The following is a 13,977-nucleotide window of genomic DNA, read 5'->3' as shown; positions in this document are numbered from 1 at the left end:
GTTGGCGGTCTGAAAATCACCCGTCACGCCCCTCTCCGCACCCACCCCCTCCACCGCCCCCTCCCGCAGCGCGTCCCTCTCGCTTGGGGTGGGGATGGGGTGGGGGGTGGGTGGGTTGGTGTGGGGTGGGGGAGGGGGCGGGGGTTAGGCGGTGGGCGCGTGGGGCGTTGCCCGCGCGCCCGCTGAGGGGGGTGGGGGAGACTGGGCGCATGCCGGAGTTGCCTGAGGTTGAGGCGTTGAGGTCCTTTGTGGCCGAGCGGGTGGTCGGGCGGGAGATCGCTCGGGTGCAGGCGGTGGCGATCAGTGCGTTGAAGACGTATGACCCGCCGGTGGGGGCCTTGGAGGGGCGGACGGTGGGGGCGGTGGTGCGGTGGGGGAAGTTCCTCGACCTGGAGGCGGGTGGGTTGCACCTGGTGGTGCACCTGGCGCGGGCGGGGTGGTTGCGGTGGCGGGAGAGCATGCCGGCTGAGCCGGCGAAACCGAGTCCGCGGAATCCGTTGGCGTTGCGGGTGCGCTTGGAGGGTGGGGGCGGGTTCGACCTGACGGAGGCCGGGAGCAGGAAGGGGCTCGCCGTGTACGTGGTGAGGGACGTCGGGGAGGTGCCGGGGGTGGCCAGGTTGGGGCCGGATCCGTTGGGGGCGGGGTTCGGGGTGACGGAGTTCGCCGCTCTGTTGCGGGGGGAGCGGCGGCAGCTCAAGGGGGTGCTGCGGGACCAGAGCGTGTTGGCGGGGGTGGGCAACGCCTATTCGGACGAGGTGCTGCACGCGGCGCGGATGTCGCCGTTCAAGCTGGCGTCGAGCCTGACGGAGGAGGAGGCGGCGCGGTTGTTCGAGGCGCTGGGCGGCACGCTGCGGGAGGCGGTGGAGCGGTCGCGGGGGCTAGCGGCGGGGGAGCTCAAGGCGGAGAAGAAACTCGGGATGCGGGTGCACGGGCGGACCGGGCTGCCATGTCCGGTGTGCGGGGACACGGTGCGGGAGGTGTCCTTCGCGGACTCGTCGCTGCAGTACTGCCCGACCTGTCAGACCGGGGGCAAGCCGTTGGCGGACCGGCGGCTGTCGCGGCTGTTGAAGTGAGGCTCGCTCCAACAGCCGCGATCGTGGTCAGCGCTTGACGGCGACGCCGCCCCAGTAGTATGCGGCCTTCGGGTCGGCCGGGGGCTCGCCGTCGGGGCGCCAGGCCAGGACCGGGGAGAGGCCCGGCTCGACCAGGTCCCAGCCGTCGAAGAAGCGGAGCACGTCGTCGTAGCCGCGGGGGACGAGGGTCATCCCGCCGGCCCGGGCCGCTTCGGCGACCTTGCCGACGGCCTCCGGGGCGAAGTCCGCGGTGGGGGTGGTCAGGGCGAGGCAGCTGCCGGCGGGGAGGGCGTCGCGCAGTGCGGCGACCCGGCCCCAGGGGTCGTCCTCGTCGGCGATCAGCATCAGGACGGCGATCATCAGCAGGCCGACCGGCCGGGTGAGGTCCAGCGTGGAGGTGAGCGCCGGGTCGGCGAACAGTTCCTCGGGCTTGCGCAGGTCGGCGTGGATGTAGGTGGTGTGGCTGGCCGGGCTGGAGACCATCAGGGCGCGCGCGTGGGCGAGCACGATGGGGTCGTTGTCGACGTACACGACGCGGGTGCCGGGGCTGACGGCCTCGGCGATCTCGTGGGTGTTCGGCGAGGTGGGGATGCCGGTGCCGAGGTCGAGGAACTGGCGGATGCCTTGCTCCTGGGCGAGGTACCGGACCGCCCGGCCCTGGAAGGCGCGGTTGGCCTTGGCCATCTCCTTGACGCTGGGCACGGCCTCCTCAATGGCCTGGCCCATGGCGCGGTCCGGCGGGAAGTTGGTCTTGCCGCCCAGCCAGTAGTCGTAGACCCGTGCGGAGTGCGGAGTGGTCGTGTCGACGCCGAAACGTTCCCACTCGCTCAGCTCGGCGGCGTCCTCGTGCTGGGGGAAGTCCTGACTTGTCGTCATGGCCACGTCCTCTAATGGCAGATCATCACACTGGGGGAGCCACAGCGTAGCGGTCCTGGGGGAAGGCCGGGGCGAGTGGCGGCGGTGTGGGCTGTCGGAGTGGTGATGGGTGAGCCGGGGGAGGGCCGGTGATCAGGGGGGCAAGCATTCAGAATGCTGTCTGATCGTCAGATTACTTCGGTGACCTCTCGGGTCACCTCGCGCAGGTTGTTGTTGGTCGCGGCCGGGATGTCGTTGCTCGGCGGCGCTGCCGGTTGCAAGAGTCCCTGGAGTGGCGGGGGTGTCGCCGCGCCGGAGGGAGTGACGGAGGTGCTGGCGACCGAGGTGCCCGGGTCACCCGGGGCTCCGGCGTCCTCGCCGACGCCCTCCCCGGTGCCGCCGTCCGCCACTCCCACGGCCAGTCCGTCGGCCACGGCCGCGCCGAGCGTCCAGCCCGTCCGCAAAGTGCTCAGCGATGCGGAGAGCAAGCCGGTGTACGACCTGGACCCGGCCCAGCGGGTGGTGGCGCTCACCATCGACGACGGGCCGGACCCCCGGTACACGCCCCAGGTGCTGGCCCTGCTCCAGCAGCACGGGATCCGGGCGACCTTCTTCCTGATCGGCGAGAACGCGGTCGAGCACCCGGCCCTGGTGAAGGAGATCGCGGACCGCGGCCACCACATCGCCAACCACACCTGGACCCATCCGGACCTGCGGCACATGTCCGAGGGCGCGGTCCGGGACGAACTGGAGCGGACCAGCGATCTGCTGCACCGGACCACCGGGCGGCTGCCCACCTGGTTCCGGGCGCCGGGCGGGGACTTCTCGCCGGTGTCGCTGCGGGTGGCCGCCGAACTGGGGCTGCGGAACATGGCCTGGTCGATCGACCCGAGGGACTGGTCCCGGCCGGGGACGTCATCGATCATCGACACCGTCCTCAAGGAGGTGCGGCCCGGGTCGATCGTGCTCAACCACGACGGCGGCGGGGACCGCTCGCAGACGGTGGCGGCTTTGAAGACGTACCTGCCGGTGCTGATCGACTCTGGGTACCTCTTCACGGCACCGCCGAATTGATATCGGAAGGTCGGAGAATATCGATAGCGGGCGATGTGTGGGCGGGTAGCGGCTTTGCTGTTTAAACCACTCGAAAGGGTGGATCAGAAGAAGCGTTTCTGCGGATTTTTGGCCTTTAGGGTGATCTCGCATCAGTTCACCGGGTACCCCGAGTACCACCTGAAAGGCTCATTCCCATGCGTCTCCGCAATGCCGTGCTCGCCGTCGTCAGCGCCGCTGCTCTCGCCGTCGCCGTTCCGACCTCAGCCAACGCCGCCGTCGGCGACTTCCTCTACAAGGTCGGTCCCGGTGTTCCGGCCGGGCTCGCAGACCCGGAGAGCGGCAAGTGCATCGACCTCTTCGGGGCGACCGAGAAGGACCCGGCTTTCGCGCCGGACAACTTCACCACCTCGACGGCCACGGTGTTCCTCGACTTCGAGTGCAGCGGGGACACCTACTACGTGATGAACCCCGGCAAGAGGCTCGGCGACCGGCTGAAGCTGCGCTCGGTGATCTTCTCCTGAGCGGAGCGAAGCGCGGGGTGGCCCGGGTCGGACGGTCGGCGTAGCGTCGAACTGTCCGGCCCGGGCGTCGTTGTCTGCGGTCAGCGCCCGGGTGGAGTGGAGGAGGCCTGGGATGACCGGCGTCGGCTATGCGCACCCCGAGGTGCTCGTCGGTACGGAGTGGCTCGCTCACCACCTGGACGACGGGACGGTCCGGGTCGTCGAGGTGGACGAGGACTCCGGGGCGTACGAGCGGGGGCACATTCCAGGGGCGGTGGGGTGGGACTGGGCCACGGATCTGCACAGCCAGGTCGGGCGGGACTACGTGGATCGGGTAGGGGTCCAGCAGTTGTTGCGGGCCGCCGGGGTGGAGGACGACACGGTGGTCGTGCTGTACGGGGGCAACAACAACTGGTTCGCCGCGTACGCGTTCTGGCTGCTGCGGCTGCGGGGGTTCGGGCCGGTGCGGCTGCTGGACGGCGGGCGGAAGAAGTGGGAGCTGGAGGGGCGGGAGCTCACCCGCGAGGTGATGGACTACCAGCACTCGGGCTACCGGCTGACCGGGCCGGAGCGGCCCGAGCTGCGGGCGTTGCGGGACGAGGTGCTCGCCAAGGCGGAGGTGTTCGCCAAGCCCGGGACGGACGCGGTGTTGGTGGACGTGCGGTCCCCGGCGGAGTTCCGGGGGGAGCTGATCGCGCCGGCGCACCTGCCGCAGGAGCAGGCCCAGGTGCCCGGGCACATCCCCGGGGCGGTCAACGTGCCCTGGTCGCAGGCGACCGAGGAGGACGGGTCGTTCCGGCCGGCGGCGGAGCTGCGGGAGCTGTACGGGGGGAAGGGCGTCTCCGCCGAGCGCGAGGTGATCGCCTACTGCCGGATCGGCGAGCGCTCGGCGCACACCTGGTTCGCGCTCACCGAGCTGCTGGGCTACCCGCACGTGAAGAACTACGACGGCTCCTGGACGGAGTACGGCTCGCTGGTGCGGGCGCCGGTGGTGCTGGGGGCCTGAGCGGGTGGGGAGGACGGGGCGTGTGACGGTGGAGGGGCGCCGTCATTTCGGCGCGTTTCTTTTCATGAACATCTCATAGTTGGGGAGTGGACCGGGGGCTGCCGGGACAAGGATCGATCCGACCCAATCGATCCGGTGATCCTGGAGGACCACGTTGCGCAAGAGGCTGATCGTCTCCGCCGCCAGTGCCCTGAGCCTGTTCCTGGCCGTCCCCGCCTCGGCCGCCGACTTCCAACCCGGCGCGGCCGGGATCGGCGACCCCTATTACCCGACCTACGGCAACGGCGGCTACCGCGTCTCCCACTACGACATCCGGTTGAAGTACCAGCCCGCCACCGACGAGCTGGAGGGCACCACCACCATCCTCGCCACGGCCACCCAGGACCTCTCCCGGTTCAACCTCGACTTCGCGCTGAACGTCTCCGAGGTGCGGGTCAACGGGCGGCCGGCGGCCTTCGCCACCAGCGGCGAGCAGGAGCTGGAGATCACCCCGGCCCGGCCGCTGGCCAAGGGCAGCCAGGCCACCGTGGTGGTCCGCTACAAGGGCGTGCCGTCCACCGTGAAGAAGTACGGCTTCACCGCCTGGCACCGCACCCCCGACGGCGCGGTGGCGGCCGACGAGCCCGAGGCCGCGTGGTGGTGGTTCCCGAGCAACGACCACCCCAGCAACAAGGCCACCTACGACGTCTCGGTGCTGGTGCCGGACGGCAATCAGGTGATCAGCAACGGCGTGCTGACCGGCACCAGCTCGAAGGCCGGCTGGACCCGCTACAGCTGGCGCGAGAACAAGCCCCAGGCGACCTATCTGGCGACCTTGGCGGTCGGGAAGTTCGACATCACCACCGACACCACCGCGAGCGGGCTGCCGGTCTACAACGCGTACAGCAAGGACCTCGGCGAGAACGCGGACGCCGCCCGGGCCAGCGTCGAGCGCACCGGCGAGCTGGTGGACTGGCTGAGCGGCTACTTCGGCGACTACCCGTTCAGCTCGGTCGGCGGGTACGTGCCCAACGTCCCGACCGGCTACGCCCTGGAGACCCAGACCCGGGTCTTCTACAGCCCCAAGCAGTTCGCCAAGGGCACCAACACCTCGGTGGTCGTGCACGAGCTGGCCCACCAGTGGTACGGCGACAGCGTCTCGGTCTCGCGCTGGAGCGACATCTGGCTGAACGAGGGCTTCGCGAGCTACGCCCAGTTCCTCTGGTCCGAGCACGAGAACGAGGGCACTGCGCAGGAACTGGCCGACTACATCTACGCCTCGCACCCGGCCGACGACCCGTTCTGGAACGTCAAGCCGGGCGACCCGGGCGCGGACAACCAGTTCTCCAGCGCGGTCTACGACCGGGGTGCGGTGGCCATCCAGGCACTGCGCAACACCGTCGGGGACGAGAAGTTCTTCCGGATCCTCAAGGGCTGGCCCGAGCGCAAGTACGGCAACGCGACCATCGCGGAGTTCCAGGCATACGCGGAGAAGGTGTCGGGGCAGAAGCTCGGGGACCTCTTCAAGACCTGGCTGTTCACCCCGGGCAAGCCGGCCGTCGGACCGGTGGCACCGGGTGCCGCGACCGCCGCACTGGCGCCAGGGGCGCGGGACGAAGTCGGGGCGCTGGTGGAGCCGAAGTCCTGGAAGAAGATCCAGGAGGCCCACTCGGTGCACGGCCGCTGACACCCGGTGGGGTGAGGTGACGGGCGTGGCCCGGCCGATGGGCCGGGCTACGCCGCTCCGGAGCCGTCCGCTGCCAGCAGTTCGGTGAGGCGGCGCACGGCGAAGGGTATGAGCTCGCGGACCGGGACCAGCCGGCAGGGCGCGTTGCCGACCAGTACCTCGCGGATGCCGGCCAGCTCCTCGAACTCCCGCCCCACGACCGGGAAGTGGGTGTCGTTGTCGTTCCCCACGTCCGGTGTCTCGATCCAGACCCGCTCGCCCTGGATCGCCATCGGGAAGCGGCGGAGCTTGAGCCGGCGGTTCGGTGCGAAGGTCTCCGCGTAGTGCAGGAAGGTGTTGCGGTTGTGCCCGACGCCGACCAGCAGGACGTACCCGCCGAGGTCGTGCAGGGCGCCGAAGGGCGACTCCCGCCCGACGGCCCAGCCGAGCGAGCGGCGGGCCGTGACCTCGCGGGCGTGGGCGCCGACGGCGGCGACCGAGGCCTGCGGGTGGGTGCTGCGGAGGCTCTCCGGCAGGGCGCGCAGCGTCTCGGCGATCGCGCCCATGGGGGACGGCAGTCCGGCGTGGAACAGCGGGACGGCGGCCCGCAGTTCGGCGATCTCGGGGGTGGGCAGGCCGGCGTGGTCCGGCGCCGGGTCGCAGACCGTGCTGCCGGTGAAGGCCGGCACGGCCACCGTGCCGGTCGGCCCGACGGCCTCGCGCAGGCTGGCCACCACGGCCGCCGCCCCGCCCTCGACCGGGCCCAGGCTGGAGAGCGAGGAGTGCACGATCATCGCCATGCCCGGGCGGACGCCGACCCGGTGCCACCCCTCCACGAGGTCGGCGGTGGTGAGCGGGCTGGTGCCCGGTGTGGTCATGGTCCCCCCTGGTGGCGGCGGCGCGTCGGGCTGATGGGCGCGCTGGTGCTGATTCGTACGGGTGTGGTGTGAATGTTCGGGGCCGACCTTAGCGGGTCGCACTGACAATCGGTCAGGAGGGGGGTACCGTGCGTCAGTCCTCCGGGAGAGTGGTCAGTGGGTGGCCTGCCCGGCCAGGACCAGGGCCTCCTGTTCGGGGGTGAAGCCGTGCCCCAGCGGGGGTTCGCCGCGCTCGCGGTCCCAGGCGAGCACGTCGGCGGCGGTCACCGCGAGCGGGGTGGCGGGCAGTCCGGCCGCGCGGGCCCGGGCCGGGTCGCGCTGCTGGCCGGGCCAGAGCGGCTCGGCCCGGACCAGCGGGAAGAACGGCGGCGGGGCACTCTCCGGCGGGACGGGGACGATCTCGATCCCGGTGCCCGCGACCTCGGCGCAGGTGGTGATCAGCCTGCCCAGGGTGGTCGGTTCGGCCGGGCCCACGGCGTGGAAGGCACCCGGCCGGTCGTCCTGGACCAGCCGGAGCACCAGTCGGGCCAGGTCGCGCGAGTCGACCACCTGGACGGGCTGTTCGGGGCGCCCGGGCAGCGCGATCCGGCCGCCGCGGGCCGCCCGGCGCACCCAGTAGGTCAGACCGCGCTGCTCGTCGTACGGCCCGGCGACCTTTCCGGGGCGCACGACCGTCGCCCGGTCGCCGTAGCGGGCGGTGACGTCCTGCTCGCAGGCGACCTTGAGCCGGCCGTACGTCTCCTCGGTCAGCTCGTCGGCCTCGCGCAGCGGCGCGCGGAGCGGGGCGGACTCGTCGGAGAACGGGGCGAGTCCGCCCCGGCGGTAGACGGCGTGGCTGGAGATGAAGAGGTAGCGGCCGACCCGGTCGCCGAGGGCGGTCATGGCCTGGCCGACCTGGTGCGGGCGGTAGCCGCTGACGTCCACCACGGCGTCCCAGTCGCCCTCGCGCAGGGCGGTGTAGTCGCCGGTGTCGCGGTCGCCGAGGAGGTGACGGGCCTCGGGGAAGAGGTCGGGGTTCGTCCGGCCGCGGTGGAAGAGGGTGACTTCTGCGCCGCTGCTCAGGGCGTCGGCGGCGATCGCGCGGCCGACGAAGGAGGTGCCGCCGAGGAGGAGGATCCGCATGGATTCCACGCTAGGTGGGCGGTCAAGCCGTTTTGGTCAGGTGTCGTGTCGGTCGGGCGCAGTACTCGGCGACGAGGGGCGGCGGCGTACCGTCCTCGGCGGCCCGGTAGCGCGTCATCGGGGCCATCACGACGCGGTTGGGCAGGCCGAGCGCGCCGAGGCGGTACGGGCTGAGCAGGGATTCGGTGGTGGTCGTCATGCCGGTACGGTAGAACTTGACACTGGTGTCAGATTCAGCCGTCGGACTCGGCGGAGGGGGCTGCCGTCGCGGCTTCGGTGAGGATCAACTCCTCGATGCCGTAGAGGAATTCCGCCATCGCCGGGCGCGGGAGGACGGTCGGGTCGGCGGTCATGGCGAGGCTCAGGGCCTCGGGGGACTGCAGGGCGTCGAGGGCGTAGGTCAGGCCGGGGCGCGGCTCGAAGTCGACCGGCCAGCTGAGCGTGGTGCCCTCGTCGCCCGGGCCCGCCGCGGCCGGGAGCAGCTCGCGGGTGTCGTTGAAGACGCAGGAGCGGTCGGCGAGCGGCACGCCCTCGGCGGTGAGCTGCTCGATCTCGGCGTCCAGGGCGAGCTTGTCGAAGTAGGCGTGCCGGTAGGCGCCCATCGCGGCCGCGTGGGTGCGGCGCACGAGCTCGCCGAACTCACCTGTGGTGTCCGGGAGATGGAGCAGTCCGTCGCCGGCGACCACGCTCACCGCGTCGGCCAGCCCGGACCGGAAGCGGTTGTTGACCACGACGTCGAGCACGGCCTCGGTGGTGTCGGCGAGGCGGGCGGTCATCGTGGCGGTGGCTGCCAGCAGGACCGAGGAGGTGCTCACCCGGTGGGTGGCGGCGACCAGTTCGACCGCCCGGGGGAGGGCGGCGGAGCGCAGCACGGCATTGGGGAAGCGGGTGGGCCGTTCCGTCGCTGTGGACGGCGGGAACAGGCGGGGCGGGCCGACGCGGAGCTTGCGCAGGATCTGCTTGCGGGCGGCCGCGTCGCGCCGCCGGCCCCGCTCGGAGGTCTGGAACTCTGCCTCCTCCAGGGGCTGTTGGGCGGGCTCGCGGAGTGCGGTGAGCTCGGCGGGGGAGTGGCCGAGGCTGAGTGCGGTCAGGTCGGCGATCAGGCGGCTCATTCCCGCCCCGTCCACGGCGGTGTGGGAGAGCACCAGGCTGACGTACCGGACCAGGCCGTCGGTGGTGACCGCGCCGACCCGGATCGGCCACTCGGCGGCGGTGTCGAAGGGGCGTTCGGTCAGCTCCCGGTGCAGCCGGGCGCCGGCCTCGGCTGGATCGGCGCCGTCGGTGAGCGGGTCCACCTCGACGGTGAACGTGCCTTCCGGGTCGACGACTTGGCGCAGCCGGCCGTCCTTCTCCGGCAGCAGTCGGGTGTGCAGCGAGTCGTGCAGGTGCAGCAGCTGCGGCAGTGCGTGGAGCAGGTCCGGCAGCGGCAGGCCGGGGTCCAGCGGGGTGGCGGTGGCGATGGTGTAGCGCGGCACGTCGGCCGGGGGGAGTCGGCGGACGGCGTCCCAGATGGCCCGTTGGCCCCAGGTGGCCGGTCCGGAGCCGGACCGGCCGGACGAGAACGCGATCTCCAGCAGTTGGCGTGTGGTCACCGTGTGGCTCTCCAGGGTGCGGTCGTTCGGAATCGTCGGTGCCGGTGCGTTGGGAGCGCGGGTGCTGCTGGGGAGAGTGTGGCGTACGGCCCGTCGGGCGTCGAGGGGTGGCCGGTGGTCGGGCGGGGGTTCCGCAACTATCTCGATATGAAGTATCTTGACGTCGAGATTGATGCTGAACGCGAAGCGAGGGCCATTCATGCGGGGGAACGGACTGTGGGCGCAGCTGCGGCGGCCGCCGGGCGGGCGGGACGCGCGGATCATGCTGTTCGCCCAGGGGGTCGACCGGACCGGCACCGGGGTGTGGGCGGCCGCCTCCGTCCTGTACTTCACCTATGTGTGCGGCATGGACGCCGGGCGGCTCGGACTGCTGCTCGGGGTGGGCGCGGCGGCCGGGATCGTCGGCTCGCCGCTGGCCGGCCGGGCCGCCGAACGGTTCTCGGTGCGCGGCCTGCTGATCGGCTGCCACCTGCTGCGGGTGGCCACCATGGCCCTGCTGCTGGTGGTCCAGGACTTCACCGCGCTGCTGGCCGCGGTGGCCCTGACCTGCCTGGCCGAACGCGGCGCCAAGACCCTGGAGATGCTCTTCGCCACCCGGGTCGCGGGCGAGCGGCGGGCCACCTACCAGGCGCTGTTCCGCAGTGTGGCCAACGGCGGGACCGCGGTCGGGACGGGCTTCGCGGCGATCGGCCTGGCGGTGGGCACCACGACCGCGTACCGGGCGCTGATCGTGGCCAACGCGCTCTCCTACGTGCTGGCCGCCGTCCTGATCCGGCGCACCGCGGAGCCGGCCGGGCGCGGTCTGGTCGCGGCGCCCTCGGCTGAGCCGGTGGAGGCGAAGGAGGCCCCCGGCGCCGTGTCGAGCCCCTGGCGCGACCGCGGCTACCTGCTGTTCGTGCTGCTGGACCTGCCGATGTGCCTGGACGACTCCGTCCTCAACGTCGGCCTGCCGCTCTGGCTCATCCACCACACCGCCGCGCCGCACGCCGTCGTACCGGCCTTCCTCACCCTCAACACCGTGCTGGTGGTGGTGCTCCAACTGCGGGTCTCCGGCTGGGCCGAGCGCCCCGGCGGGGCGACCAGGGCGGTCGGCTGGTACGGGGTCAGCCTGCTGGCCGGCTGCCTGCTGATCGCGCTCTCCACCGGCGGCGGCCCGCTGACCGCCTCGCTCGCCCTGCTGGCGGCGGCCGCGCTGGTCACGCTCGCCGAGCTGATGCGCTCGGTGAGCTCCTGGGAACTCGCCGTCGCCCTGGCGCCGCCGCGCGCCCGGGCCTCCTACCTGGGTGTGGCGGGCATGTCCCAGTCGGTCCAGAAGTCGGTCGGTCCGATGCTGCTGACCGGCGTGGTGATGGCCGCCGGCCCGGTCGGCTGGCTGGCCCTCGGCGCCGCCTCCACCGGCCTGGCCGCCCTCCAGCGCCGTGCCAGCCTGCGCCGGCTCGTGGCACTGGCGGCGACCCCGGCGACCCCGGCGGCCGCGCCGGTCGCGGCGGTGCCCGTCGGCTGAGCGGAGGGCGGGTGAGCGGAGGGGGTGAGGGGGCGGCGGTCCGGGGCGGGAGCCCCGGACCGCCGCGCCGGTCTCAGGCCGTGCCCACGTCCGCGGTGAAGCAGAGCCGGCCGCGCTGTGCGGCGGCGACCCGGACCAGGGCGGGCGACTCGGCCCAGGCGGTGATCCGGCACGGGGCGTCGAGGTCCACGTAGCGCTGGAAGGCGGCGGACATGGTCACCGGCAGGGCCGGCGCCGGGTGCCGGACGGCCTGGGCGGCCTGCCGGGCGGCTTCCAGCAGCAGCATGCCGGGGACGTGGTCGACCGGGTGGTCGAAGTACTGCCGGTGGGCGGTGTCCACCCGGAGCCACCAGTCCCGGGCGTCCGGTCCGGAGGATTCGGATATCCCGTCGCTTGTTTCCTCCGGGAATTCTCCGGGAGGGGTTTCGGAAAGCAGCACATCGGCCTGGTCGGGGCGTCCGGTGCGGATGGCGGGAATTCCCTCGGGGGCCGGTGGCGCGGCCGCCATGGCACGTTCACGATCGGTGTCGGCCCCGCGCAGTCGCCGATAGACGGCGGGCGCCTGGACGGTGAACCGGGAACGGGCCGAGGCGAGTCGGATTCCGTCCCGCAGGATGTGGACGTCCAGCGTCATTCCGGCCGGTCCGGTTCTCCGGCGGAGGAGCTCGGAACAGGCCACCTCCAGTTCCAGCACGGCCGGTCGGCCGTCCGTCCGCAGCACTGCCGGATCCAGGGTGTACCAGTGGTGTTCCCAGACCAGATGGTGGTCGAAGGACGTGTCATATCCCACATGTGAGATCAGCGGGAAGAGTTGACGGACCGTCTCGGTCGCGAGCAGGGGCTCGAAGCCGCCGTCGGCCGATCGGTAGAATGGCCGATCGGCGGGCCACCGTGCGGTCACCGAGAAGGAATCGGGTCCGGTCCGGCGCCATGTCGTGAGGAGGACCTCGTCCGGGTCTGACTTGTGGACGAGCTCTCGGGTGATGGTGTGCCTGGCGGTCGACTCCGAGAGGATCTCAATATCGGACATAGTGGTGCACTTTCCTTCTTCCGCTGCTCTGCCAGTCGGATGTTCGGAACTGTGGACGACCCCGAATATATATCGAATACGGGTACGACCCGATGGTCGGGTGTTTCTTTTCGAAGTGGACTGGTGAGGCGTCAGTGGCGGGTAGACAGCAGCGTGCGGTTCGCACCCGGGAGGTCATTCTTGAGGCGGCCGCGGAAGTGTTCGACGAATCCGGCTTCGTCGGTGGGTCGATCACCAGGATCACGGAGCGCGCGGCGACCACTCAGGGTGCGATCTACTTCCACTTCAAGTCCAAGGAGGGGCTGGCGCGGGCGGTGATCATGCACCAGGCGGCCCGTCTGCAGGGGCTGCCGCAGAAGCCCGGAGGTCTCCAGCAGCTGATCGACCTGACCTTCTACCTCGCCCACGAACTCCAACGGAACGTGGTGTTCCGGGCCGGCGTGCGGTTGGCGGTCGAACAGGGCGAGTCCGGGCTCTCCGAGTACTCCGCCTACCAGGAGTGGATCGACCGCTTCCGGGCCGAGCTGGGCGCCGCCCGGACGGCGGGCGAGCTGCTGCCCGAGGCGGAGGAGGACGTCTTCGCCGCCGTCCTGGTGGCCGGGTTCACCGGCTCCCAGGTGATGTCGCAGATCGCGAGCGGCCGGGTGGACCTGCCGGAGCGGATCGCCAACCTCTGGCGCTGCCTGCTGCCCGGCGTCGCCGAGCCGGTGGTGCGCGAGCGGCTCGAACTGGACGCCGCGCGGAGCCGGGGGCGGCTGTGCTGACCCGGGTCGCGCTCACCGGGGGGACGGGGTTCATCGGCTCCGCCGTGCTGCGGGCCCTCGTCGACGGCGGTGCGCGGGTGCGGGCGCTGACCCGCCGGACGCCGGAGGGCGACGGGCGGGTGGCATGGGTGCGCGGGGACCTCGCGGACCGGGCGGCGCTGGCCCGGCTGTGCGAGGGCGCCGAGGTGCTGGTGCACCTCGCCTCCCGGGTCGGCGGCGGCGCCGAGGAGTGCGAGGCGGTCAACGTCCGCGGGACCGAGGCCCTGTTGGCCGAGGCCGTCCGGGCCGGTGTCGGCCGGGTCGTCCACCTGTCCACCGCCGCCGTGTACGGGGAGGGCCCGCACGCGGGCATCGAGGTGGGCGGGGTGCCGGCCGTGCCGGTGTCGGAGGCCAGTCGGACCAGGCTGCTCGGGGAGCGCTTCGCCCTGGACGCGGGGGCCGTGGTGCTGCGGCCCGGGCTGGTGACCGGGGTCGGTGACCGGTGGGTGGTGCCCGCGTTGGACGAACTGGTCCGCCGGGTCCCGGTGTTGTGGGACGGCGGGGCGGCGAAGCTGTCCATGGTGGACCGGGACGACCTGGCCGGGCTGATCGGCGCCCTTGCGACGGGGGAGCGCGTCGTCCCCGCCGGCGTCCACCACGCCAGCCATCCCGAACCGGTGCGCACCGGGGACCTGCTGGCCGCGCTGGCCGGGCACGGAATCCTCGCCGCGCCGGCCGGGCCGGACCTTCCGTGGGCCGACTGTCTGCGCCTGCTCGCGGAGAATCCCGGCCGGGTGTCCGAGCGTCAGTTCGCCTTGGTGGCAAGGGATCACTGGTACCGCAGCGAGGAGATCTGGCGGCTGGCCGACCACCCCGCCGGACCGGGGCCGTTGGCCCGGCTGGCGGGCGCGGCCCCGTGGTACCGGGCGGTGTTGGGGCGGGGGCTGAAGTGATCGTTCCCCCTGGGCACATT

Annotated in this window: 15 protein-coding genes; 8 read left to right on the top strand and 7 right to left on the bottom strand. The window is 72.2% G+C overall.

The genetic code is table 11. From position 1 onward, the window contains the following. The first annotated feature begins 209 nt into the window (after positions 1-209). Positions 210-1,073, top strand: coding sequence for an Fpg/Nei family DNA glycosylase (locus ABTY61_RS39330; RefSeq protein WP_350510028.1), 864 nt, complete (start codon positions 210-212; stop codon positions 1,071-1,073). 27 nt (positions 1,074-1,100) lie between these two features. Here ABTY61_RS39330 and ABTY61_RS39325 read toward each other — a convergent pair whose 3' ends face one another. Continuing rightward, positions 1,101-1,949, bottom strand: a complete 849-nt coding sequence (locus ABTY61_RS39325; RefSeq protein WP_350510027.1) for an SAM-dependent methyltransferase — start codon at positions 1,947-1,949, stop codon at positions 1,101-1,103. 167 nt (positions 1,950-2,116) lie between these two features. After that, on the bottom strand, positions 2,117-2,362 hold the full coding sequence (locus ABTY61_RS39320) for a hypothetical protein (protein ID WP_350510026.1): 246 nt from the start codon (positions 2,360-2,362) through the stop codon (positions 2,117-2,119). A gap of 31 nt (positions 2,363-2,393) precedes the next feature. Here ABTY61_RS39320 and ABTY61_RS39315 point away from each other — a divergent pair, with 31 nt between their 5' ends. From ABTY61_RS39315 to ABTY61_RS39300, 4 genes are all read left to right on the top strand, one after another. Then, the gene (locus ABTY61_RS39315) at positions 2,394-3,002 is read left to right on the top strand and encodes a polysaccharide deacetylase family protein (RefSeq protein WP_350510025.1); all 609 of its coding nucleotides are present in this window, start codon (positions 2,394-2,396) and stop codon (positions 3,000-3,002) included. A 176-nt stretch (positions 3,003-3,178) separates the two neighbouring features. After that, entirely contained in the window at positions 3,179-3,505 is a 327-nt protein-coding gene (locus tag ABTY61_RS39310) for a hypothetical protein (protein ID WP_350510024.1), read from the top strand. A gap of 112 nt (positions 3,506-3,617) precedes the next feature. Continuing rightward, positions 3,618-4,490: a sulfurtransferase gene (locus tag ABTY61_RS39305; RefSeq protein ID WP_350510023.1), complete on the top strand. Its 873-nt coding sequence runs from the start codon at positions 3,618-3,620 to the stop codon at positions 4,488-4,490. 154 nt (positions 4,491-4,644) lie between these two features. Further along, positions 4,645-6,156: a M1 family metallopeptidase gene (locus ABTY61_RS39300; RefSeq protein ID WP_350510022.1), complete on the top strand. Its 1,512-nt coding sequence runs from the start codon at positions 4,645-4,647 to the stop codon at positions 6,154-6,156. 47 nt (positions 6,157-6,203) lie between these two features. Here the strand turns inward: ABTY61_RS39300 and ABTY61_RS39295 are convergent, their stop codons facing one another. The 4 genes from ABTY61_RS39295 to ABTY61_RS39280 form a co-directional block, all read right to left on the bottom strand. Continuing rightward, entirely contained in the window at positions 6,204-7,013 is an 810-nt protein-coding gene (locus ABTY61_RS39295) for an AAC(3) family N-acetyltransferase (protein ID WP_350510021.1), read from the bottom strand. A 153-nt stretch (positions 7,014-7,166) separates the two neighbouring features. Next, positions 7,167-8,135 carry an NAD-dependent epimerase/dehydratase family protein gene (locus tag ABTY61_RS39290; RefSeq protein WP_350510020.1) on the bottom strand — a complete coding sequence of 323 codons (969 nt, stop codon included), beginning with the start codon at positions 8,133-8,135 and terminating at the stop codon, positions 7,167-7,169. 22 nt (positions 8,136-8,157) lie between these two features. Beyond that, positions 8,158-8,334 carry an oxidoreductase gene (locus tag ABTY61_RS39285; RefSeq protein ID WP_502895513.1) on the bottom strand — a complete coding sequence of 59 codons (177 nt, stop codon included), beginning with the start codon at positions 8,332-8,334 and terminating at the stop codon, positions 8,158-8,160. A 34-nt stretch (positions 8,335-8,368) separates the two neighbouring features. After that, the gene (locus ABTY61_RS39280) at positions 8,369-9,727 is read right to left on the bottom strand and encodes a condensation domain-containing protein (RefSeq protein WP_350510019.1); all 1,359 of its coding nucleotides are present in this window, start codon (positions 9,725-9,727) and stop codon (positions 8,369-8,371) included. Positions 9,728-9,926: 199 nt separating this feature from the next. On the opposite strand from ABTY61_RS39280, the gene ABTY61_RS39275 reads away from it, so the two are divergent. Beyond that, the gene (locus ABTY61_RS39275; RefSeq protein WP_350510018.1) at positions 9,927-11,231 is read left to right on the top strand and encodes an MFS transporter; all 1,305 of its coding nucleotides are present in this window, start codon (positions 9,927-9,929) and stop codon (positions 11,229-11,231) included. 73 nt (positions 11,232-11,304) lie between these two features. Here the strand turns inward: ABTY61_RS39275 and ABTY61_RS39270 are convergent, their stop codons facing one another. Beyond that, positions 11,305-12,261 (bottom strand): ScbA/BarX family gamma-butyrolactone biosynthesis protein, encoded by a 957-nt coding sequence (locus tag ABTY61_RS39270; RefSeq protein ID WP_350510017.1) that lies wholly within the window; start codon positions 12,259-12,261, stop codon positions 11,305-11,307. Between the two features lie 92 nt (positions 12,262-12,353). Between ABTY61_RS39270 and ABTY61_RS39265 the strand changes: the two genes are divergently transcribed. Together ABTY61_RS39265 and ABTY61_RS39260 are read left to right on the top strand one after the other, a co-directional pair. Next, entirely contained in the window at positions 12,354-13,025 is a 672-nt protein-coding gene (locus ABTY61_RS39265) for a ScbR family autoregulator-binding transcription factor (protein ID WP_350510016.1), read from the top strand. Then, positions 13,019-13,957, top strand: coding sequence for an NAD-dependent epimerase/dehydratase family protein (locus ABTY61_RS39260; protein ID WP_350510015.1), 939 nt, complete (start codon positions 13,019-13,021; stop codon positions 13,955-13,957). Before ABTY61_RS39265 ends, ABTY61_RS39260 begins: the two co-directional genes overlap by 7 nt. The last annotated feature ends 20 nt before the right edge of the window (positions 13,958-13,977 follow it).

The sequence above is a fragment of the Kitasatospora sp. NPDC096128 genome (genome assembly GCF_040303105.1).
Classification (GTDB): domain Bacteria; phylum Actinomycetota; class Actinomycetes; order Streptomycetales; family Streptomycetaceae; genus Kitasatospora.
This window is presented reverse-complemented; position numbering and strand designations above follow the sequence as displayed.

Bases quoted from the DNA above. Each gene is read 5' to 3' on its own strand.
- ABTY61_RS39330 (WP_350510028.1), top strand. From the start codon at position 210: ATGCCGGAGTTGCCTGAGGTTGAGGCGTTGAGGTCCTTTGTGGCCGAG.
- ABTY61_RS39310 (WP_350510024.1), top strand. From the start codon at position 3,179: ATGCGTCTCCGCAATGCCGTGCTCGCCGTCGTCAGCGCCGCTGCTCTC.
- ABTY61_RS39325 (WP_350510027.1), bottom strand. From the start codon at position 1,949: ATGACGACAAGTCAGGACTTCCCCCAGCACGAGGACGCCGCCGAGCTG.
- ABTY61_RS39285 (WP_502895513.1), bottom strand. From the start codon at position 8,334: ATGACGACCACCACCGAATCCCTGCTCAGCCCGTACCGCCTCGGCGCG.
- ABTY61_RS39265 (WP_350510016.1), top strand. From the start codon at position 12,354: ATGGTCGGGTGTTTCTTTTCGAAGTGGACTGGTGAGGCGTCAGTGGCG.
- ABTY61_RS39295 (WP_350510021.1), bottom strand. From the start codon at position 7,013: ATGACCACACCGGGCACCAGCCCGCTCACCACCGCCGACCTCGTGGAG.
- ABTY61_RS39305 (WP_350510023.1), top strand. From the start codon at position 3,618: ATGACCGGCGTCGGCTATGCGCACCCCGAGGTGCTCGTCGGTACGGAG.
- ABTY61_RS39270 (WP_350510017.1), bottom strand. From the start codon at position 12,261: ATGTCCGATATTGAGATCCTCTCGGAGTCGACCGCCAGGCACACCATC.
- ABTY61_RS39290 (WP_350510020.1), bottom strand. From the start codon at position 8,135: ATGCGGATCCTCCTCCTCGGCGGCACCTCCTTCGTCGGCCGCGCGATC.
- ABTY61_RS39275 (WP_350510018.1), top strand. From the start codon at position 9,927: ATGCGGGGGAACGGACTGTGGGCGCAGCTGCGGCGGCCGCCGGGCGGG.